Annotated in this window: 22 protein-coding genes; 11 read left to right on the top strand and 11 right to left on the bottom strand. The window is 66.1% G+C overall.

The annotated features are described in order from the left end of the window. Positions 1–13: 13 nt before the first annotated feature. On the top strand, positions 14–157 hold the full coding sequence (locus ACP26O_RS02395) for a hypothetical protein (protein ID WP_006758475.1): 144 nt from the start codon (positions 14–16) through the stop codon (positions 155–157). A gap of 17 nt (positions 158–174) precedes the next feature. On the opposite strand, the gene apaG is transcribed toward ACP26O_RS02395, so the two are convergent. Further along, positions 175–549, bottom strand: a complete 375-nt coding sequence (gene apaG, locus ACP26O_RS02390; RefSeq protein ID WP_011655875.1) for a Co2+/Mg2+ efflux protein ApaG — start codon at positions 547–549, stop codon at positions 175–177. Between the two features lie 177 nt (positions 550–726). Between apaG and rpe the strand changes: the two genes are divergently transcribed. Together rpe and ACP26O_RS02380 are read left to right on the top strand one after the other, a co-directional pair. Then, on the top strand, positions 727–1,413 hold the full coding sequence (gene rpe / locus ACP26O_RS02385; protein ID WP_105834578.1) for a ribulose-phosphate 3-epimerase: 687 nt from the start codon (positions 727–729) through the stop codon (positions 1,411–1,413). Between the two features lie 4 nt (positions 1,414–1,417). After that, complete coding sequence (locus tag ACP26O_RS02380) at positions 1,418–2,173, top strand: phosphoglycolate phosphatase (RefSeq protein ID WP_175665964.1); 756 nt, start codon at positions 1,418–1,420, stop codon at positions 2,171–2,173. A 183-nt stretch (positions 2,174–2,356) separates the two neighbouring features. Here the strand turns inward: ACP26O_RS02380 and ACP26O_RS02375 are convergent, their stop codons facing one another. Further along, positions 2,357–2,533, bottom strand: coding sequence for a hypothetical protein (locus ACP26O_RS02375; RefSeq protein WP_175701416.1), 177 nt, complete (start codon positions 2,531–2,533; stop codon positions 2,357–2,359). On the opposite strand from ACP26O_RS02375, the gene trpE reads away from it, so the two are divergent. From trpE to ACP26O_RS02345, 6 genes are read left to right on the top strand one after another with little or no spacing between them, the layout of a single operon-like run. Next, the gene (gene trpE / locus ACP26O_RS02370; protein ID WP_011655873.1) at positions 2,532–4,025 is read left to right on the top strand and encodes an anthranilate synthase component I; all 1,494 of its coding nucleotides are present in this window, start codon (positions 2,532–2,534) and stop codon (positions 4,023–4,025) included. The two genes, ACP26O_RS02375 and trpE, sit on opposite strands and share 2 nt — an antisense overlap. A gap of 13 nt (positions 4,026–4,038) precedes the next feature. Then, entirely contained in the window at positions 4,039–4,638 is a 600-nt protein-coding gene (locus ACP26O_RS02365; protein ID WP_011655872.1) for an aminodeoxychorismate/anthranilate synthase component II, read from the top strand. Positions 4,639–4,651: 13 nt separating this feature from the next. Next, entirely contained in the window at positions 4,652–5,683 is a 1,032-nt protein-coding gene (gene trpD / locus ACP26O_RS02360) for an anthranilate phosphoribosyltransferase (RefSeq protein WP_012363010.1), read from the top strand. A 29-nt stretch (positions 5,684–5,712) separates the two neighbouring features. Then, the gene (gene trpC, locus ACP26O_RS02355; RefSeq protein WP_175665965.1) at positions 5,713–6,498 is read left to right on the top strand and encodes an indole-3-glycerol phosphate synthase TrpC; all 786 of its coding nucleotides are present in this window, start codon (positions 5,713–5,715) and stop codon (positions 6,496–6,498) included. Continuing rightward, positions 6,498–7,124, top strand: coding sequence for a CYTH domain-containing protein (locus ACP26O_RS02350; RefSeq protein WP_175665966.1), 627 nt, complete (start codon positions 6,498–6,500; stop codon positions 7,122–7,124). Before trpC ends, ACP26O_RS02350 begins: the two co-directional genes overlap by 1 nt. A gap of 13 nt (positions 7,125–7,137) precedes the next feature. Next, positions 7,138–8,052, top strand: coding sequence for a uracil-DNA glycosylase (locus ACP26O_RS02345; protein WP_175665967.1), 915 nt, complete (start codon positions 7,138–7,140; stop codon positions 8,050–8,052). A gap of 105 nt (positions 8,053–8,157) precedes the next feature. On the opposite strand, the gene ACP26O_RS02340 is transcribed toward ACP26O_RS02345, so the two are convergent. The 4 genes from ACP26O_RS02340 to ACP26O_RS02325 form a co-directional block, all read right to left on the bottom strand. Further along, the gene (locus ACP26O_RS02340; protein WP_011655867.1) at positions 8,158–8,754 is read right to left on the bottom strand and encodes an FMN-dependent NADH-azoreductase; all 597 of its coding nucleotides are present in this window, start codon (positions 8,752–8,754) and stop codon (positions 8,158–8,160) included. Positions 8,755–8,901: 147 nt separating this feature from the next. Then, positions 8,902–10,701, bottom strand: a complete 1,800-nt coding sequence (locus ACP26O_RS02335; protein ID WP_175665968.1) for a M61 family metallopeptidase — start codon at positions 10,699–10,701, stop codon at positions 8,902–8,904. 115 nt (positions 10,702–10,816) lie between these two features. Continuing rightward, on the bottom strand, positions 10,817–11,545 hold the full coding sequence (locus ACP26O_RS02330; RefSeq protein WP_012363004.1) for a DsbC family protein: 729 nt from the start codon (positions 11,543–11,545) through the stop codon (positions 10,817–10,819). 90 nt (positions 11,546–11,635) lie between these two features. Beyond that, positions 11,636–12,814, bottom strand: coding sequence for a UbiH/UbiF family hydroxylase (locus tag ACP26O_RS02325; RefSeq protein ID WP_426356285.1), 1,179 nt, complete (start codon positions 12,812–12,814; stop codon positions 11,636–11,638). Positions 12,815–13,063: 249 nt separating this feature from the next. Here ACP26O_RS02325 and ychF point away from each other — a divergent pair, with 249 nt between their 5' ends. Then, on the top strand, positions 13,064–14,158 hold the full coding sequence (ychF, locus tag ACP26O_RS02320; RefSeq protein WP_175665969.1) for a redox-regulated ATPase YchF: 1,095 nt from the start codon (positions 13,064–13,066) through the stop codon (positions 14,156–14,158). A 119-nt stretch (positions 14,159–14,277) separates the two neighbouring features. Here the strand turns inward: ychF and ACP26O_RS02315 are convergent, their stop codons facing one another. The 5 genes from ACP26O_RS02315 to ACP26O_RS02295 form a co-directional block, all read right to left on the bottom strand. Next, positions 14,278–15,354 (bottom strand): radical SAM protein, encoded by a 1,077-nt coding sequence (locus tag ACP26O_RS02315; RefSeq protein ID WP_175665970.1) that lies wholly within the window; start codon positions 15,352–15,354, stop codon positions 14,278–14,280. Positions 15,355–15,393: 39 nt separating this feature from the next. Further along, entirely contained in the window at positions 15,394–16,314 is a 921-nt protein-coding gene (locus ACP26O_RS02310) for an alpha/beta hydrolase family protein (RefSeq protein ID WP_244103694.1), read from the bottom strand. A 292-nt stretch (positions 16,315–16,606) separates the two neighbouring features. Further along, positions 16,607–17,998: a GABA permease gene (gabP, locus tag ACP26O_RS02305; protein ID WP_175665971.1), complete on the bottom strand. Its 1,392-nt coding sequence runs from the start codon at positions 17,996–17,998 to the stop codon at positions 16,607–16,609. 471 nt (positions 17,999–18,469) lie between these two features. After that, on the bottom strand, positions 18,470–18,814 hold the full coding sequence (locus ACP26O_RS02300; protein WP_105834587.1) for an MmcQ/YjbR family DNA-binding protein: 345 nt from the start codon (positions 18,812–18,814) through the stop codon (positions 18,470–18,472). Between the two features lie 104 nt (positions 18,815–18,918). Next, on the bottom strand, positions 18,919–20,181 hold the full coding sequence (locus ACP26O_RS02295; RefSeq protein WP_175665972.1) for an MFS transporter: 1,263 nt from the start codon (positions 20,179–20,181) through the stop codon (positions 18,919–18,921). 192 nt (positions 20,182–20,373) lie between these two features. Between ACP26O_RS02295 and gcvA the strand changes: the two genes are divergently transcribed. Further along, on the top strand, positions 20,374–21,291 hold the full coding sequence (gene gcvA / locus ACP26O_RS02290; protein ID WP_175665973.1) for a transcriptional regulator GcvA: 918 nt from the start codon (positions 20,374–20,376) through the stop codon (positions 21,289–21,291). The last annotated feature ends 37 nt before the right edge of the window (positions 21,292–21,328 follow it).

The raw sequence follows: 21,328 nt of genomic DNA, 5'->3' as shown, positions 1-21,328 counted from the left end.
GATGGAAACCGCCATGTCAGATTTTCTCGACCAATATCCGATGCTCATCTTCGCGCTCGAAGCTTTCGTAGCGCTCGCCCTGCTGATCTTCATCGTCGTGTGGACGTCGTCGGGCAGGAAGAAGCATGCCCGCGGCAACGACCGCCAGCCGCGCTGATCGCCCCGCCCGCACGCTCAATGCAGCGTGCGCGGCATGTGCAGCGCAAATTCCTCGACCGGCGCCTCGAACCGCTCGCCGTCCTCCGCCACGCAGAAGTACGCGCCGCGCATGGTGCCGACCGGCGTCGCGATCACGGCCCAGCTCGTGTATTCGAAGTGTTCGCCCGGCTGCAGCAGCGGCTGGTGCCCGACGACGCCGAGCCCCTTCACTTCCTGCACGTGGTTTTCGCTGTCCGTGATGATCCAGTGACGCGCGATCAGCTGCGCCGCGACCTGCCCGGTATTGCGGATGGTCAGCGTGTACGCGAATGCATATTGACGTCGATCGGGGTCGGATTGTTCCGGCAGGTAGCTGGTTTTCACCGAAACGGTGAACTGATACTGACTCATGATGTTTCCGCTGTAGGTAAGCACCCGCGCCAACTCGAGCGGCCAGGCCGCGGGCGCGCCGCATTGGTTCGGCATTCTATGCGCAATCGGGCCGCAACCGCACGGCCTGTCGCCGCGCAGCGGGTCGCCGGACGGTAGAATGACGGTTTTGCGCCGCAGCGTCCCCGCTCCCCTGTCATGACTCAATTCCGCATCGCTCCCAGCATCCTGTCGGCCGACTTTGCACGGCTCGGCGAAGAAGTCCGCAACGTGGTCGCCGCCGGCGCCGACTGGATTCACTTCGACGTGATGGACAACCATTATGTGCCGAACCTGACGATCGGCCCGCTCGTCTGCGAGGCGATCCGCCCGCACGTGCAGGTGCCGATCGACGTGCACCTGATGGTGCGCCCGGTCGACCGGATCGTGCCCGATTTCGCGAAAGCCGGCGCGAACCTGATCAGCTTCCACCCGGAAGGCTCGGACCACATCGATCGTACGCTGTCGCTGATCCGCGATCACGGCTGCAAGGCCGGCCTCGTGTTCAATCCCGCCACGCCGCTGAACTATCTCGACCACGTGATGGATCGCCTCGACTTCGTGCTGCTGATGTCGGTGAACCCCGGCTTCGGCGGCCAGTCGTTCATTCCGGAAACGCTGAACAAGCTGCGGGAAGCGCGTGCCCGCATCGACGCGTACACCGAGCGCACCGGCCGCGAGATCCTGCTCGAGGTGGACGGCGGCGTGAAGGCCGACAACATCGCGGAAATCGCGGCAGCCGGCGCGGACACCTTCGTCGCGGGTTCGGCGATCTTCGGCAAGCCCGACTACCGCGCGGTGATCGACGAGATGCGCGCCGCGCTCGCTACCGTCGAGCGGAGCTGACGCCGTGGCCGATTCCTCGCTGGCGGGTCGGGCACCGGCCGAAGCCGACGGCCCGATCCGTTTCGCGGCGCCGCGCATCGATGCGGCGCTGATCGACCTCGACGGCACGATGGTCGATACGGCCGACGATTTCACGGCCGGGCTGAACGGCATGCTCGCGCAGCTCGGTGCGCCGGCCACGTCGCGCGACGAGGTGATCGGTTACGTCGGCAAGGGCTCCGAGCATCTGATCCAGAGCGTGCTGAAGCCGCGCTTCACGCCCGACGAAGCGCACGCACGCTTCGACGACGCGCTCGCGATCTATCAAACCGAGTACGCAAAGATCAACGGCCGTCACACGCGCCTCTATCCCGAGGTCGCGGCCGGTCTCGACGCGTTGCGCGCGGCCGGCATCCGGCTCGCGTGCGTGACGAACAAGCCGCACCGCTTCGCGGTCGAGCTGCTCGAGCAATACGGGTTGATCGATCGCTTCGGCATCGTGCTCGGCGGCGACAGCGTCGCGCGCAAGAAGCCTGATCCCCTGCCGATGCTGGCGGCCTGCGACGCGCTCGGCGTCGCGCCGGACGCGGCGGTCGCGATCGGCGACTCGGAAAACGACGCGCTGGCGGGCCGTGCGGCCGGCATGGCGACGCTGACGGTGCCGTACGGGTACAACCACGGCAAGGCTATACAAACGATAAATTCGGATGGTATAGTCGATTCGTTGCTGGTCGCAGCACGCGCGATCACCGCGCACAACGCCGGCCGGCCAACCATCTGATTATTTCTTCCATCCGCATGTTTCTGAATAAAAAACGGAGTCTGAGCAGCATCGACCGGGGAGCCTGGCCCTGGCGTCGCTGGTCGCGCTAACCTCTTCGGTGAGGTACGCTGAGGCACGTCTTCAGCGCCGTTTTTTATCTCGCTGCGCATCCGCGCGCCGATCGTCGCACCACCTCGAGTTCTACCGCGCCCGAACGCTTGCGTTCAGGATCGGCCGCAGGCTCGCGACGCTCACGCCCGGAATGCCGGCCGGCAACAGGCACTTCTCGATCGACCGCCCTTTCGCCGACGGCAGCCCGCGCAGCGTCAAGTGATCCCTGGCGCACACCGCCGCTCGTCCCGAACAGGACCGGAACATGACCGAACTCGAATTCCAATCGCTCGCGAACGAAGGCTACAACCGTATCCCGCTGATCGCGGAAGCGCTCGCCGACCTCGAAACACCGCTGTCCCTCTACCTGAAGCTGGCCCAGCCTGAACGTGCGGGCGCCAACTCGTTCCTGCTCGAGTCGGTGGTCGGCGGCGAACGCTTCGGCCGCTATTCGTTCATCGGCCTGCCCGCACGCACGCTGGTGCGCACCCGCAACGGCGTGTCCGAAGTGGTGCGCGACGGCGAGGTCGTCGAGACGCACGACGGCGACCCGTTCGAATTCATCGAGTCGTTCCAGGCGCGCTTCAAGGTCGCGCAGCGCCCGGGCCTGCCGCGCTTCTGCGGCGGCCTCGCCGGCTATTTCGGCTACGACGCGGTGCGCTACATCGAGAAGAAGCTCGCGAACACCGCGCCGCGCGACGATCTCGGCCTGCCCGACATCCAGCTGCTGCTCACCGAAGAAGTCGCGGTGATCGACAACCTCGCCGGCAAGCTCTACCTGATCATCTATGCGGATCCGGCCCAGCCCGAGGCCTATACGAAGGCGAAGCAACGCCTGCGCGAGCTGAAGCAGCGCCTGCGTACGACCGTACAGCCGCCCGTCACGTCGGCGAGCGTGCGCACCGAGACGTTCCGCGAATTCAAGAAGGAAGACTATCTGGCCGCCGTGCGCCAGGCGAAGGAATACATCGCGGCCGGCGAACTGATGCAGATCCAGGTTGGCCAGCGGCTGACGAAGCCCTACCGCGACAATCCGCTGTCGCTGTATCGCGCGCTGCGCTCGCTGAATCCGTCACCGTACATGTATTACTACAACTTCGGCGATTTCCACGTGGTCGGCGCGTCGCCGGAAATCCTGGTGCGCCAGGAAAAGCGCGGCGAAGACCAGATCGTCACGATCCGTCCGCTCGCCGGCACGCGCCCGCGCGGCAACACGCCCGAACGCGATGCGGAACTCGCGACCGAACTGCTGAACGATCCGAAGGAAATCGCCGAGCACGTGATGCTGATCGACCTCGCGCGCAACGACGTCGGCCGCATCGCGCAGATCGGCTCGGTGCAGGTCACCGACAAGATGGTGATCGAGAAGTACTCGCACGTGCAGCACATCGTCAGCTCGGTCGAAGGCAAGCTCAAGCCCGGCATGACGAACTACGACGTGCTGCGCGCGACGTTCCCGGCCGGCACGCTGTCCGGCGCGCCGAAGGTGCGCGCGATGGAACTGATCGACGAGCTCGAGCCTGTCAAGCGCGGGCTGTACGGCGGTGCCGTCGGCTACCTGTCGTTCTCGGGCGAGATGGATCTCGCGATCGCGATCCGCACCGGCCTGATCCACAACGGCAACCTGTATGTGCAGGCGGCGGCAGGCGTCGTCGCCGATTCGGTGCCCGAATCCGAATGGCAAGAGACCGAAAACAAGGCTCGCGCGGTGCTGCGTGCGGCCGAACAGGTCCAGGACGGCCTCGATAGCGACTTCTGACCGGAGACTGACCATGCTGCTCATGATCGACAACTACGACTCGTTCACCTACAACCTGGTCCAGTACTTCGGCGAACTGGGCGAGGACGTGCACACGTACCGCAACGACGAAATCACGCTCGACGACATCGCGCGGCTGAACCCCGACGCCATCTGCCTGTCGCCCGGCCCGAGCAACCCGCAGCACGCGGGCATCACGCTCGACGTGCTGCGCGAATTCGCGGGCAAGAAGCCGATTCTCGGCGTCTGCCTCGGCCACCAGGCGATCGGCGAAGCGTTCGGCGGCCGCGTGGTGCGCGCGAAGACCATCATGCACGGCAAGGTGAGCCGGATCGAAACCGACTGCCGCGGCGTGTTCGCCGACCTGCCGAAGCATTTCGACGTCACGCGCTACCACTCGCTCGCGATCGAACGCGAGTCGCTGCCCGACTGCCTCGAGGTGTCCGCGTGGACCGACGACGGCGAGATCATGGGCGTGCGCCACAAGACGCTGCCGATCGAAGGCGTGCAGTTCCACCCGGAATCGATCCTCTCCGAGCACGGCCATGCGCTGCTCGAGAATTTCCTGAAGCAGAATCGCGCCGCGGCCCACGCGGCCGCGCCGGCCGCCTGACGGGAGACGCACGATGACGATTACCCCGCAGGAAGCGCTGCAGCGCACGATCGAGCACCGCGAAATCTTCCACGACGAGATGCTGCACCTGATGCGGCTCATCATGCGCGGCGACATGTCGCCCGTGATGGCGGCCGCGATCATCACCGGGCTGCGCGTGAAGAAGGAGACGATCGGCGAGATCGCCGCCGCCGCGACCGTGATGCGCGAATTCGCGAATCACGTCGAGGTGCAGGACAACTCGAACTTCGTCGACATCGTCGGCACGGGCGGCGACGGCTCGCACACGTTCAACATCTCGACCGCGTCGATGTTCATCGCGGCCGCGGCCGGCGCGAAGGTCGCGAAGCACGGCAACCGCGGCGTGTCGAGCAAGTCCGGCAGCGCCGACGTGCTCGACGCGCTCGGCGTGAACATCGACCTGCAGCCCGACCAGGTTGCCGCGTCGATCGCCGAAACCGGGATGGGCTTCATGTTCGCGCCGAACCACCACCCGGCGATGAAGAACATCGCTGCCGTGCGCCGCGAGCTGGGCGTGCGGACGATCTTCAACATTCTCGGCCCGCTGACCAATCCGGCCGGCGCGCCGAACCAGCTGATGGGCGTGTTCCACCCCGACCTCGTCGGCATCCAGGTGCGCGTGATGCAACGTCTCGGCGCGCAGCACGTGCTGGTGGTGTACGGCAAGGACGGGATGGATGAAGTGTCGCTCGGCGCCGCGACGCTCGTCGGCGAATTGCGCGACGGCCAGGTGCACGAGTACGAGATCCATCCGGAAGACTTCGGCCTGCAGATGGTGTCGAACCGCACGCTGAAGGTGGAAAATGCCGAGGAATCGCGCACGATGCTGCTCGGCGCGCTGGACAACCAGCCGGGTGTCGCACGCGAAATCGTTACACTGAACGCGGGCACCGCGCTCTACGCGGCCAATATCGCCGAATCGATCGCGGACGGCATCCAGCTCGCCCGCGAAGCGATCGCGAGCGGCAAGGCGCGCGCGAAGGTCGACGAACTCGTGCGCTTCACGCAGCAGTTCAAGCGCTGACTCCCCTTACGAATCAAGCAGGAACCCACATGAGCGACATTCTCGACCGAATCATCGCCGTCAAGCGCGAAGAAGTCGCGGCGGCCATGCGCAGCGCGCCGCTCGAGGCACTGAAACTGGAAGCATCGGCGCGTGACCTGCGCGACTTCGTCGGCGCACTGCGCGCGAAGCAGGCGGCCGGCCACGCGGCGGTGATCGCCGAAGTGAAGAAGGCGAGCCCGTCGAAGGGCGTGCTGCGCGAGCATTTCGTGCCGGCCGACATCGCGCGCTCGTATGCGGCCCACGGCGCCGCGTGCCTGTCGGTGCTGACCGACGAGCAGTTCTTCCAGGGCAGCGTCCGCTATCTCGAGGAAGCGCGCGCGGCCTGCACGCTGCCGGTGCTACGCAAGGACTTCATCGTCGACGCGTACCAGATCCTCGAAGCACGCGCGATGGGCGCCGACGCGATCCTGCTGATCGCGGCCGCGCTCGACACGCCGCTGATGCAGGACCTCGAGGCGTATGCGCACTCGCTCGGCCTCGCGGTGCTGGTCGAAGTCCACGACCGCGACGAGATGGAACAGGCGCTGACGCTGAAGACACCGCTGCTCGGCATCAACAACCGCAACCTGCGCACATTCGAGACGACGATCCAGACCACGCTCGACATGCTCGACATGATTCCGCCGGAACGGATTGTCGTGACCGAGTCCGGGATCCTGTCGCGCGCCGACGTCGACACGATGCGCGCGGCGAACGTGAACGCGTTCCTCGTCGGCGAAGCGTTCATGCGCGCCGACCAGCCGGGCGAGGAACTCGCGCGGATGTTCTTCTGATGGCGATCGAAACGGAAATCAAGCTCGCGCTGCCGGCCGGTCAGGCCGATGCCGCGCGGCGCTTTTTCGCCACGCTGACCGGCGAAGACGGCGACGTCATCACGCTCGCGAACGTCTACTACGACACGCCCGATCTCGCGCTGGCCCGTTCAAAGAGCGCGGTGCGCGTGCGCCGCACGCCGCATGGCTGGCTGCAGACCTTCAAGACGGTCGGCAGCGCGCAAGACGGCCTGCATAGCCGCCACGAATGGGAGTTGCCCGTTGCCGGCGATGCGCTCGAAATCGACGCGCTCGTCGCTGCGTGCGACGTGCCGGACGCTGCCGCCGCACTGCGCGACGCGGCGCCGGCGCTGCACGCACTGTTCCGGACGGATTTTTCGCGTACGCTGTGGCGCATCGCAATCGCCGGTGCAACCGTCGAGGCTGCGGTCGACGTCGGCGAGATCGTCGTCCAGACGGAAAACGATACGCGCCGCGAACCGATCAGCGAAATCGAACTCGAACTGATCGACGGCCCGGAAGCGGCGCTCGCGACGCTCGCCGCCGAACTGCAGCAAGCGCTGCCGGGCCTCGCCCCCGAAAACATCAGCAAGGCGCAGCGCGGCTACCGGCTGCGCGCGCAATAAACACGCATCACGCATGGCAACCCGCAAGACTCTCCGCACGCCGCAGCAGGCGTCGCTGTTCGACGATCCCGTGCCGGAAACGGCGCAGGACGATGTTTCCGCCATGGCACCCGCGCCGGCCGCTGCCGGGCGCAAGCCCGCAAGGAAGGCCGCGGCAGGCGCCCCGGTTTCCGCCGCGCCGCAACCCGCGCGCCCCGTCGGCGCGAACATTCCTCACCTCGCCGCGCAGTTCGACGCGCTGCCGGCAGTCTGGCGCGACGTGTTGAAACCGTTCACCGACAGCGACGCGTATGCGCCGCTGTGCCGCTTCGTCGACGACGAGCGCGCGGCTGGCAAGACGGTCTACCCGACCGACGTGTTCCGCGCGCTGCGCCTGACGAGCCCGGACGACGTGAAGATCGTGATTCTCGGCCAGGATCCCTACCACGGCGACGATCGCGGCACACCGCAGGCGCACGGCCTGGCGTTCTCGGTGCCGCCGGCCGTCCGCACGCCGCCGTCGCTGCGCAACATCTTCAAGGAAATCGCCGCGAATTTCGGTCACGACACGCCGCGCCACGGCTGCCTCGACACTTGGGCGCGCCAGGGCGTGCTGTTGCTCAACACCGTGCTGACGGTCGAGCGCGGCGCGGCCGCGAGCCACGCGAAGCGCGGCTGGGAGCAATGCACGGACACGCTGATCCACGAACTGGCCAATCGCCATCGCGGGCTCGTGTTCATGCTGTGGGGCGCGCACGCGCAGGCAAAGCGCGCGCTGTTCGATGCGAGCGCCCACTGTGTGCTCGAGGCGCCGCATCCGTCACCGCTGTCCGCGCACCGAGGCTTCCTCGGTTGCCGCCACTTCGCGCTCGCGAACGACTATCTCGTCGAAGCGGGCCGCGAGCCGGTCGACTGGCGCTTGCCGGAAGTGGCCGAAACGCTCGCGTAATCGCGTTCCGCTTTTACCCGCACCACGCAAAACGCCGCGCCCTTTCGGGACGCGGCGTTCTTTCATCCGGCGATGCAACGCGGGTGCGATGCACCCGTGCGGGCCTTACGCGGCAGCGATCGCTTCGCGTGCGCTGGCGAGTGCCGCGCTCTGCGAATCCGGCCCGAGGTTCAGGCCTTCCGCGTGGATGAAGCTCACGTCGGTCAAGCCGATGAAGCCGAGGAACGTGCGCAGGTACGGCGTATGGCTGTCATTCGGGGTACCGAGGTACTTGCCGCCGCGTGCCGTCACCACGTAGACCTTCTTGCCCTTGATCAGCCCTTCCGGACCGTTCTCGGTGTAGCGGAACGTGACGCCTGCGCGGGCGATCCAGTCGAAATACGCCTTCAGTTGCGACGAGACGCCAAAGTTGTACATCGGCGCACCGATCACGATGATGTCGGCGGCTTGCAGTTCGGCGATCAGCGCATCGCTCTTCGCGACGATCGCATTCTGTTCCGCGCTGCGCTGGTCGGCCGGCGTGAAGAATGCGCCGAGTACCGATTCGTCGAGGTGCGGCAGACCGTCGGCCAGCAGGTCGCGAACCACGACGTTGGCGCCAGCGTTCGATTGTTGCAGCTTTGCCGTCAGTTCGTTGGCCAGCAGCGTGGATTGCGCACCTTGCGAGCGCGCCGCGGAATTGATTTGCAGAATGGTCGTCATGTCAGGCTCCAGTTGGGCTGCGCTTCGGTAGCGCGAGTGACGCCATTGTGCGTGGCCGCATCGTCGCGAAAAAGCGGCTCAGGGGCGACGGATTGTTGCACCAGCAGAACAATCGATGGTCGCGCCCCTAAAGCCGCTCGTGCAGGATCAGCCCTTCAGCCACGCTTCCCTGGCCTTGCGCGCGGCGGCCGGTTTCGCGGCCGCCGTGAGCCGGTAGCGCATGACTTCAGGCCCGTCCAGCTTCAGCTTCGCGGTCCGCAGCTCGTCGCGGCGGAATGCGTGCACTTCGACCTTGTCGCCCGGCCGGTAGCGCGCGAGCAGCGCGTCGAGATTCGTGCCGGTGACGCGCAGCCCGTCGAGCGCGATCAGCGTGTCGCCGGCCGACAGCCCCGCGCGATGCGCGCCGCCGCCCTCGTACACCGCCGCCAGCGTGCAGTCCGCCCCGCCGCGCAGACGCGCGCCGATCGTCGGTTTCGCGGCCGCGCCAGCCGCGACCTCGGGCGCGAGCGTCACGCCGAACGGCGCGAGCAGTTCGGCGAGCGGCAGGTCGCGCGTGCCGTGCACGGCGTCGGCGAACAGTCGGCCGAGGGCCACGCCCGTCGCCTCCTCGATCAGCGCCTCGACCTCGTTTTCCTCGACGCCCGCCTGCTTGCCACGATAGAACTCACGGCCGTAGCGCTGCCACAGCAGACGCATCACGTCGTCCAGCGACTTGCGGTCGCGCGTCTGCGCGCGGATCGCGAGATCGAAGGCGAGCGCGACGAGCGAACCCTTCGTGTAATAGCTGACGATCGCGTTGGTCGCGTTCTCGTCCTGGCGGTAATACTTGATCCACGCGTCGAACGAGCTGTCCGCGACGCTTTGCTTCAGGCGCCCCGTGCCGCGCAGCACGCCGCCGACGGTACGGCCGAGCGCCGCGAAATACTCGTCCTGCGACATCAGCCCGCTGCGCACGAGCATCAGGTCGTCGTAATACGACGTGAAGCCCTCGAACAGCCACAGCAGCGACGTGTAGTTCTCCCGCGCGAGGTCGTACGGCACGAACGCGGCCGGCTTGATGCGCTTCACGTTCCACGTGTGGAAATACTCGTGGCTGCACAGGCCGAGATACGTGCGATAGCCTTCCGTCGTTTCCGACCGGCCCTTCACCGGCAGATCGGTGCGGTTGCAGATCAGCGCGGTCGACGCACGGTGCTCGAGGCCGCCGTAGCCGTCGCTGACCGCGAGCGTCATGAACACGTAGCGGTCCATCGGCGCCTTCTTCGATTTCGGCTCGAACAGCGCGATCTGCGCTTCGCACACGCGCTTCAGGTCGGCGCGCAGTCGTTCCATGTCGAGCTGCGTCACGCGCCCGGCGATCACGATGTCGTGCGGCACGCCGTGCGCGTCGAACGTCGCGAGCGCGAATTCGCCGATCGTCACCGGATGGTCGGTGAGTTCGTCATAGTTCGCGGCCCGATATGCGCCGAACCCGTAGCGCCTGGTGCCGCGCGCCTCGGGCAGCGACGTGCCGACGCGCCATGTGCGGAACGCCGCGCCCGCCGGTTTCGCGATGTCGACTTCGCACGGTGCATCCTCGCGGCCGGCGACGCTCAGGAACACGGCCGTGGCGTTGAAGAAACCGCCCGATTCGTCGAGATACGCGGAGCGGACCGACAGATCCCACGCGTACACGTCGTAGCGCAGCGTCAGCGTGCCGTTCACCGGCGCGGCCTGCCACGTGTTCTTGTCGGTTTTTGCGATCCGCACCTTGCGGCCCGCGTCGTTGAATGCGGCAAGCGTCACGATGTTGCGCGCGAACTCGCGCACGAGGTAGCTGCCGGGAATCCATACCGGCAGCGAGAAGCGCTGACCTTCGGGATCGGGATCGGTGACCGTCACCGACACTTCGAACAGGTGCGCGGCAAGATCTTTCGGGGCAATCGAATAACGGATCGGCTGGGTCATCGTGGCAATCGGTCGGAAATCGGACGGAATATGGCGGCGGAAACGAAGAGAGGCGCCGGCAGATACCACGGGCGCCCCTCGCTGGCCGGGCCATGCGGCCCGGCGTGCCGGTCGGTTACTTGCTCGACGCGAGCGCCTGGTTCAGCTGATCGGCCGACACCGCGCCCGGCAGGCGACGGCCGTCGGGCAGGAAGATCGTCGGCGTGCCCGTCACGTTCATCCCGCGGCCGAGCGCGAGGTTCTTGTCGAGCGCACTCGTATCGCAGTTGCCGGCGCCGGACGGCGCGCGATGCTCGAGCATCCAGCCTTCCCAGCTTTTCGCGCGGTCGGTCGCGCACCAGATCGCCTTCGACTTCGTGGTCGAATCGGGCGACAGCACCGGGTACAGGAACGTGTAGACGGTCACGTTGTCGACCGACTGAAGCGTCGTCTCGAGCCGCTTGCAGTACGGGCAGTTCGGATCGGAGAACACCGCGATCTTGCGTGCGCCGTTGCCCTTGACCACCTTGATCGCGTTCGCGAGCGGCAGGCTCGCGAAGTCGATCTTGTTCAGGTCGGACAGGCGCGCGTCGGTCAGGTTCTTGTGCGTCTTGGTGTCGACGAGATCGCCGAGCAGCACGTAGTCGCCGGCTGCATCGCTATAGATGATCTGCGTGCCGAGGTTCACTTCGTACAGGCCCGCGACCGGCGATTTCGACACGCTCTTGATCGGCGCGTCGCTGCCCAGACGCGCTTGCAGCGTGGCTTTCAACTTGTCGGTGGTCTGGTCGGCCTGCGCGGTGCAGCCGAGCGTCGCCATCGTGACGGCCAGCGCCAGCGACGCGATGCGGATCGTTTTTTTCATCCTGTTGTTCCTTCAGCTCAATCGGAGTGCACGTCACAGTGTACGCCGTAACGGAGCCCTGTCCGACAGGCCGGGCGCGCGAAGGTTCGATCAGCCGAGCGCGCCCGATACGAGCCAGCGCTTCACGAGCGGCTGCGCGCCGACGAACGCCATGCCCGCATTGCGCACCGCCTTCGCGAACGAGCCGGGCACCGCGAACAGCCGCTGCAGCCCGTCGGTCGCGACCATCAGCGCGCGGATGTCCTCGCGGCGCGAACGCTCGTAGCGGCGCAGCAGCACCGTGTCGCCGAGGTTGCGGAAGGATTCCTTGTTCGCGATCGCATCGGCGAGCGCCGCGACGTCGCGCAAGCCGAGATTCATCCCCTGCCCCGCGAGCGGGTGGATCAGGTGTGCGGCATCGCCGACGAGCGCGACGCGCGGGGCGATCAGCTTGTCGACGGTCTGCAGCGCGAGCGGGAAACCGGCGGCCGGCGTCACGCATTCGAGCGTACCGAGCTGCCCGTGCGACACGCGCTCGACTTCGGCCGCGAGTTGCGCGGGATCGAGCGCGAGCAGTTCGTCCGCGTGCGCGGTGTGTGCGGACCACACGAGCGACACGTGACCATCCGGCAGCGGCAGCAGCGCGATGATTTCGCCGTCGCGGAACCATTGGGTGGCGGTCTCGCGGTGCGGAAGCGATGCCTTGAAGTTCGCGACGACGCCCGTCTGACGGTAATCGCGCCGCTCGATCCTCGCCCCCATCTGGGAACGCACCCAGGAATGCGCGCCGTCCGCGCCGACCACGAGGTCCGCTTCGAGCACTTGCCCCGACGACAGCGTGAGCACGGCCGCATCGTCGCGCACGTCGAAGCCTTGCGCGCGCGCATCGAACCACGTGAGGTTCGGCTGGAACCGCAGCGCGGCGTCGAGCGACGTCTCGATCAGTGACGATTCGGCGATCCACGCAAGCTGCGGAACGGACGCCTGGTAGGCGGAGAAATGCAGTTCCGCATGGGCGTCGCCGTACACCCGCATGTCGTAGACCGGCGCGAGCCGGCCATGGTCGAGCGCCTGCCAGACCCGCAGCCGCTCCAGCAATGCCTGCGAGCTGGACGACAGCGCGTAGATGCGCGTGTCGAACGCGAGATCGGCGGGGCGCGGCGCCGCCGGCTGGGCGAGCAAGGCGGTCTTGTAGCCGGACTGGGTCAGCGCGAGCGCGGCCGTCTTGCCGACGAGCCCGCCGCCGACCACGGCGACGTCGAAGGTGTGGTGGGCAGTCATGGCGGGCATTATAGCCGCCGGGCCAATCCCTTACGCGGCCGGACTTTGCGGGAAATCAGCAGAATCGCGGGCCGGGCCGGCCGCGCGGCGGCCCGTCGCATCTGGCGTTCCGGGGCAAGGCCGGAAACCGGGGCGTCGGCACGGTACAATAGCGGCTTCGAACATCGGCCCGCCGCGCCCCAGGCGCCGGCCGTCCCTATTTTTCCCGCGCCGCCGCGCTTTGTCCGGCCGCGCCGCCTCACCGGTCCGAAGGATTCCATGAGCCTCAAATGCGGCATCGTCGGCTTGCCCAACGTCGGCAAGTCCACCCTGTTCAATGCGCTGACCAAGGCCGGCATCGCCGCCGAGAACTACCCGTTCTGCACGATCGAGCCGAACGTCGGCATCGTCGAAGTGCCCGACACGCGCCTGAAGGCGCTCTCCGAAATCGTGAAGCCCGAGCGCGTCGTGCCGGCCGTCGTCGAATTCGTCGACATCGCCGGCCTCGTCGCGGGCGCGAGCAAGGGTGAAGGCCTCGGCAACCAGTTCCTCGCGAACATCCGCGAAACCGATGCGATCACGCACGTCGTGCGCTGCTTCGAGGACGACAACGTCATCCACGTCGCCGGCAAGGTCAGCCCGATCGACGACATCGAAGTGATCAACACCGAGCTCGCGCTCGCCGACCTCGCCACCGTCGAGAAGGCGCTCACGCGCTACTCGAAGGCCGCGAAGTCGGGCAACGACAAGGAAGCGGTGAAGCTCGCCGCGGTGCTCGAGAAGGTGCGCGCGCACCTCGACCAGGGCAAGGCCGTGCGCGGCCTCGATCTGTCGGACGAAGAGCAGGCGCTGCTCAAGCCGTTCTGCCTGATCACCGCGAAGCCGGCGATGTACGTCGCGAACGTGAAGGACGACGGCTTCGAGAACAACCCGCACCTCGACGCGGTGCGCAAGTACGCGGAAAGCGAGAATTCGCCGGTGGTCGCGGTGTGTGCGGCGATCGAGGCGGAAATCGCCGATCTCGACGATGCGGACAAGGAAGCGTTCCTCGCCGACATGGGCATGGAAGAGCCGGGCCTCGACCGCGTGATTCGCGCGGGCTTCAAGCTGCTCGGCCTGCAGACCTATTTCACCGCGGGCGTGAAGGAAGTGCGCGCGTGGACGATCCACATCGGCGACACGGCACCGCAAGCGGCCGGCGTGATCCACACCGACTTCGAGCGCGGCTTCATTCGCGCGCAGACGATCGCGTTCGACGACTTCGTTTCCTACAGGGGCGAACAGGGTGCGAAGGAAGCCGGCAAGATGCGCGCGGAAGGGAAGGAATATGTCGTGCACGACGGGGATGTGATGAACTTCCTGTTCAACGTCTGAACGTTGCGTGATCGCTTCAGAGAAAAGCCCGCTCATGCGGGCTTTTTTCTTTTCGGCACACCGGCCGCGTCGTAACAGGCTCGTCGGGTTTCGATCCGGCTATGCCAGCGGCATGCTGACTACTCGACGCTGTCGCATTGGATTGCGCGAACCGACGCGTGCTCGATACGGTTGCGCGGATGGTATTTCGACCAGACAAACTGACTGAAATAGCTTTCTGCCACCTCCGTCCAAGTCCGGAGCCCGTCGTCTTCCTTCAGTACATGCCTGGCGTTGACCAGCAACCAGGAAATCACGGCCTGACTGTCGCGACACTTCGCGCATTCTCCTGACGTACAACAGCGCGCAAGCGAGGCAAAATCGGCGCGATACGCATTGAAGCTCGGTAGTGCGGGCCACCCTGATGCGAAACGATCCACGTTTTGCGGATGATCCTCACTGACGCTCGGACAACTCGCAGCATTGAATACTCCCCAAGCGGTCTCGCCCCGCATCAGGGCGGCCAGATAATAGGGATGGCTTGCAATGGTTTCAGGGTATTTCGCCTTCAAGTCGAGCAGCACGTCCAGCAACTGCTCCTCCCCCCGCCGCCGCAGCGGACCTTCAATGTCGTAGGGGCTGTAGTAATTGAACAGCAACCGATTCCCATTATCTCGAATCTTGCGCACCGTTTCCTCGATGTACGCAATACCGTCAATCGTCACTGCGTAGACAAAACCCGCACGCTCGTCATCGCGATAGTTTGCCAATGCCTTGCCGAGCAAGCCGGTGAAGCGCTTTCCGTTCGGGCCGATCGCACGCAATTCGTCGTCGAGTGGCCCACCGCCAAATACGGAAATCGCGATGGTGATGTCCTCGAAACCTTCATACGGGATTCTTCGAAGCCCGTTCGTCGATACGGATACCTTCGGCATGTGTTTCCGGAACATCCGTATCCGATCGAGATGCAATGCGGGCTCGCCGCCGATCAACAGCGGCGCATTGATCCCGCGCGCAGCCTCCTCCTTCACACGCTGCTCAAAGCGAAGCGCATCGTTCAACTCGTGTGATGCCGTATCGAATTCGTTCTCGAAAAACCAGCACCCTTTGCAACGAAGGTTGCATTGATTCGTGAGATGGTAAAGCGACGCACGCGTCTCCTTCGCCTCGTTTCTAACGGCCTTGAAGCGCGATTTCATTTCACTTGAATCATCCATCGTGGTCTCCTGATGAGAGGGTGAAAGCGACACGTGCCGTCAGCGCAGCAATCCCCTGGTGAGTTCCGGCCACAGCGACGAATGCTCGCGCCGGAACATGCCGACGTGCCCGATTGCTCGGCCGTCGGGGTTGTCGGGATGGATGAAGTGGACGTCGGACTTGGCTCTCGGCAGCAGGCGCAGCCAGTCTGCGATATTGGCTGGCGTGGCAAGGGGGTCGTCGGTTGCGGCCACAACGATGACCGGAGCGGTAAATTCGTCGTAGTAGTGGCGCGCCACCCCTGATCCGAATTCGTTTGCCACATATCCCGGCCGACTGCACCATCGGGCCCACTGAATTCCGACGCGCGGCGGCAGATCATCACCCCAGCCGAGTGCTTTAGCCGGAACGTACCCGAGCAAACGAACGGAAAGCGGCACATACATATGCGCAAGCAACAACGCCGCGAAACGTTTTGGCCAGCGAATGTTGCCGACATAGCCGGAAGACGCGGAGATTGCGCACAACGAACGAACCGACGCATGATTCGGCATCAGGCCGACCAATTGTGCGCCTGCGCTATGTCCGATCAAATGGGCGTCGCGCGCACCGGTTTCGCCAAGCAGCCAGTCGAGCGCCGCCGGCATGTCGAGCTGCCCCCAGTCCTGTTTCCGCGCACGGGAGTCGCGGACGTGACCGGTATCGAGCGACGCGCCGATCCCTCGGTAATCGAATACGAACGTCGAATGTCCGGCTTTGCTCAGCCAATCCGCGAACAGGAAGTAAAAAGACTGCCGGATTCCTGTCGCAGGGCAGATGAGCACGGGGGAACGATCGCCGTCGGCCGCGGGGAAATAGGTGCCGTTGAGCCGGAATCCGTCGAGGGCGGAGAAAGCGATGCTGACGCGAGTTGTCGAACGCCCAGTCATTGTTTCGACTTCGACACGGTCGACGAATGAAAAAGCGTATCGCTCGCGCAATTGGATATCAGGCCCTGCCCGATAATGCCGACCATCGACAAAGCGCCCCAAATTGATTCATTCATCGATTCACCTCGGTAATCGAAGCGATCAATGTAAGAGCAAGTCTTTGTCGATGAAATCAGACGAGTTCGATTATTACGCGCTAATTACGGCTTGCTTCTCGTCTCTCACAACGCGTCACGCGTTACCTTCAGCCGCCGCATTGGATAAAAAAACGGCCCGACCGGGAAATTACCGATCGGGCCATGTTTCGCGACGCGGGCTTTCCGCCCGCCATCACTTCACTCCATCACATCGCCGATACCCGCCGCCCCGCTCCTGCCCGCGCATCACGCCCCCGCTTGTTCACCCACGCGGCAAACAGCACGATCAGCGCCAGCACGGCCGTCGCCCCCACTTCCATCCGGTGTTCCTCGCTGACGAACATCACGGTCAGCGTACCGCAAATGAACAGGATCACCGCCCACGTGAGCCACGGGAACAGCCACATCCGCAGCGGCAGGTCGGCGCCGCCCGATTCGAGCGTCTTGCGCATCCGCAGCTGCGAGATCGCGATCACGAGATACACGAGCAGCGCGATCGCACCCGACGTCGCCAGCAGGAAGCCGAACACCTGTTCCGGCATCAGGTAGTTGGCGATCACGGTCAGGAAACCGAACGCCGTCGATGCGAGCACGGCCGCACGCGGCGTGCCGGTCGAATCGGTGCGGTGCAGGAACGCGGGCGCGTCCTTGCGCCGGGACAGCGAGAACAGCATCCGCGACGCGGTGTACAGCGCGGAATTCAGGCAGCTCGCGACCGACACGAGCACGATCACGTCGATGATCGCCTTCGCGTTCGGCACGCCGATCAGCTCCATCGCGCGCTGATACGAACCGTGCTTCGGCAGCAGCGGATCGTTCCACGGCACGATGGCCGCGACGACGAGGATCGAGCCGAGATAGAACAGCGTGATGCGCCAGATCACCGAGTTCGTCGCACGCACGATCTGGCGTTGCGGGTTATCCGATTCGGCGGCCGCGATCGTCACGATCTCGGTGCCGAGGAACGAGAACATCGTCGTCAGCATCGCCGCGAGCACCGCGCCGGCGCCGTGCGGCATGAAGCCGTCATGCGCGAACAGGTTCGACACGCCCGACACGGCCGGCGCAGGAACGATGCCGACGATCGCCGCACCGCCGATGCACAGGAACACGACGATCGCGACGACCTTGATCAGCGCGAACCAGAATTCGAATTCGCCGTAGTTCTTGACCGAGAAGAGGTTGGTGATTGTCAGCAGCAGCGTGATGCCGAGCGCGAAGATCCAGGTCGCGACGCCGGGGAACCACGCATTGAGAATGGTCGCGGCGGCCGTCGCCTCGATCGGGATCACGAGCACCCAGAACCACCAGTACAGCCAGCCGATGGTGAAGCCTGCCCAGTGGCCGATCGCGCGATCGGCGTAGGTCGAGAACGAACCGCTGTCCGGATGCGCGACGGCCATCTCGCCGAGCATGCGCATCACCAGCACGACCAGCACGCCCGCGATCGCATACGCGAGGATCGAAGCCGGGCCGGCCTCGGCGATCGCGTGGCCGGAGCCGACGAACAAGCCCGCGCCGATGACGCCGGCAATCGACATCATCGTCACGTGACGCTGCTTCAGGCCCGTGCCGAGGCCTGTGTTGCTTCCACTCATATGTCTCTCTCCAAAAAACGATTCCGGTACGACCGGGGGTCTCGTGAAGGCGGCGCGGGGAGTTGTCGTTGTTGAACCCGGCAGCCCGCCGCGCGTGCGCGGCATGCGGGCAGAAAGCCGGATCGAGCCTGTTTCGGTCGGTGCGCGACGCAGTCTGCGAAGCTGCGGGTGCGATGCGGCACTCGGGGATGCCGGCGCATCGCGTGCGCCCTTTCCGTCGGCTGTCGGTCAGCCGCCTTCGAAGCGAACGAGTGTAAGCATCAAACGGTTCTTCACTAAGAACCAATTGAAGAATTTCGATGGAACCACTTGTTGCATCGATGTGAATCGATGCAACGGTTGGTCCGGTTGGTATCCGCTTGGCGCTCCCGCCGGGATCGGGCAATCGAAGGCGAGGCTGCTCCCCGGTATCGCGGCGGCCCGTTCCGTCGAAAAGGTTCGTTCGCCGCGCGCAGGCGCCGCCCCGGACGCTCAATTCGCCGCGCCTGGCCCTTCGTCCCGCCATTTGGCCGGCACGATCGCCTGCCATTCTCGCAGAAGGAGATTTTTCACGGCGTCGGGATGCGCGGCCGACAGGCGCACCAGCACGATGGGCCAGCCCGCGTAGTGGTCCGTCACGTAATAGACGTCGGGCTCCGATTCGATCAGCCACGCGCGCTCGTCGGGGCCGACGCCCTTCACGACGAGCGTGTCACCGTCGTCGCGCAAGCGCGCGAGCATCTTGCCCTTCACCTTGAGCGCGGGCGTGCCGTACGACGTGCCCTCCTCGACACCGCGCCATGCCAGCGCGATCCGTCGCACTTCGTCGAATGTCACGATGCGCCTCCTTCCGTCGATGATCGACGCCCCGCACACCGTAGCGGAAATCGTGGATGGCGCCTAGCTGCGAGGTGTCAGGCCGCGCGGCCGGTGACGCGTGCCTAGCGGCCGGCCGCGCGCGCCGTCAGCGGCGCGCGTCCGGTAGTGGCGACGATCGCGAACGCAATCGCATTGGCGGCCGCGCTGGCCAGGATCGGCACGAGATAACCGCCGCCCGCGTCGTAGATGAAACCGGCCGCGGCGGGCCCGATCAGCGTGCCGAACGCAACGCTCGTGTACAGCACGCCTATGATCGCGCTCACGTTGCGGCCGCCGAAGTAGTCCATCACGACGGCCGGCAGCACGGCGACCCAGCCGCCGTAGAACACGCCGAACACGAGTGCGAACGCGGCGAGCGTCGCGACGCTTCCGGCACCGGCCCACGCAACGAGCGCGACGGCCATGCCCGCGAACATCGCGAGCAGCGACGCGCGGCGGCCGAAGCGATCGGCGAGGCCGCCGAGGAAGAAGCGCCCTGCCGTGCTGCCGACGCCGATCGCGCCGAGCAGCAGCACGGCCGTCGACGGCGCGACGCCATGATCGAGCGCGTACGGCACGAGGTGCACGAACGGCACGAAGACGCCGAACGAGCACACGAGACACGCCGCGTAGAGGCTCGCGAACGGCCGCGACGCGACGGCCTCGCGCACGGTCGCACCGGCCGGAACCGCTGACGCGGCACCCGGCAGCGCATCGCCCGCTTGCTTACGCGCCACATCGCCGTCGGGCAGCAAGCCGCGCCCGCGCGGGTCGTTCTCGATCAGCAGCGACATGCCCGCGCCCACCACCACCACGATCGCCGCCAACGTGACATACGCGCCTCGCCAGCCGACGTGCGCGATCAGCGCGGACGCGAGCGGCGGCATCACCAGCGTGCCGACGCCGATCCCTGCGACCGCGAGCCCCGACGCGAAGCCGCGCCGCCGCACGAACCAGCGTTGCACGGCACCGACGGCCGGCACATACGCGCAGCCGACGCCGAAGCCGACACCGAGCCCGTACGCGACATAGACCTGCAGCAGCGTATGCGCGGCACCGGCCGCAGCGAGACCGGCGGCCGTCAGCAACATGCCGGCGACGGCGAGCCGTCGGGAGCCGAAGCGATCGGCAAGCGGGCCGCTGACGATGCCGAAGCCGAAATACAGGAAGCCGGCCAGCGAGAACACGAGCGAGATCTGCCCGCGCGACGCGGCGAAATCCCGCTGCAGCGATTCGACGAACGCGCTGAACGTGTACGCACTGCCGAAGCCGACGAACGTGACGGCGAACGCGGCCGCCACCACATACCAGCCGTAGAAGACGCGCGATGCGCGCGGGCCGCTCATGACGATGCTCCTCCCGGGTTCCGCCGGGCGCCGCGCGGCACCCGAATTGCCTCATGGATATAGTTGAACTATGTTGATCGCATCGGCGCCGCAAGTCAGTCGCGACGAATGCGATCCGATGCGACAACGGTACTCGCGCGCACCCATTGCCTCAAACGATATTTCATCGGCCTTTCGCTTTAGAAAAACTGAATGAACCGTTCCCGCCTGCCGCCCCTCAACGCGCTGCGTGCGTTCGAGGCGGCGGCCCGCCACCTGTCGGTGAAATCCGCGGCGCAAGAGCTGTCGGTCACGCCCGGCGCGGTGAGCCAGATGATCCGCACGCTCGAGCGCCACCTCGGCGTGCAGCTGTTCGAGCGCGTGAACCGCGGCATCCTGCTGACCGCCGCGGGCCGCGACTACCTGCCGCCCGTGCGCAACGCGTTCCGGCAGATCGCCGACGCGTCGCAGCGCGTGTCGGGGGCCGCCGACAGCGGCGTGCTGACGGTGAGCGTCACGCCGTTTTTCGCGTCCGCGTGGCTCGTGCCGCGCCTCGCGCAGTTCCGCGACGCGTGCCCGGAAATCGACCTGCAGATCGTCACGAGCCATGCACTCGCCGATTTCTCGCGCGACGGCGTCGACGTCGCGATCCGCCACGGTCTCGGCCGTTACATCGGCTTGTGCAGCGAACGGCTGCTGACGGTGGAGATCGTCGCGCTTGCGGCACCGGCACTCGTCGCGCGGCTGGGCATGCCGGCCACGCCCGCCGACCTGGCCGGATGGCCGCATCTGCACGACGCGGAGCGCAAGGGCTGGCACATCTGGTTCGACGCGCAGCGGATCGACGATTTCGGTCCGCCGCGCGGCCCCGCATTCGACGATTCCGGTCTGTTGCTGCAGGCGATTCTCGCCGGCCAGGGCGCCGGCCTGCTGCCCGCGGCGATGGTGCGCGACGAGCTCGCGAGCGGCCGGCTCGTGCAGCTTGCCGACATCGCGTGGCTCGACGACTTCGCGTACTACCTCGTCTATCCGCCGCATCACGCGGAACGCACGAAAGTCGCGGCGTTCCGCCGCTGGATTCTCGAGGCCGCGCAAGCCGACGGCGCGGCATCGATGACCGGCGCGGCGTAGCGTCGCCGCACGTCGGTGCAGCAGCACCGATCGTCAG

Source organism: Burkholderia sp. R-40, assembly GCF_049942845.1.
In the GTDB taxonomy this organism is placed as follows: Bacteria; Pseudomonadota; Gammaproteobacteria; order Burkholderiales; family Burkholderiaceae; genus Burkholderia; species Burkholderia ambifaria.
Note: the sequence above shows the minus strand (reverse complement) of the source record. Positions and strands in the feature narration are given on the sequence as shown.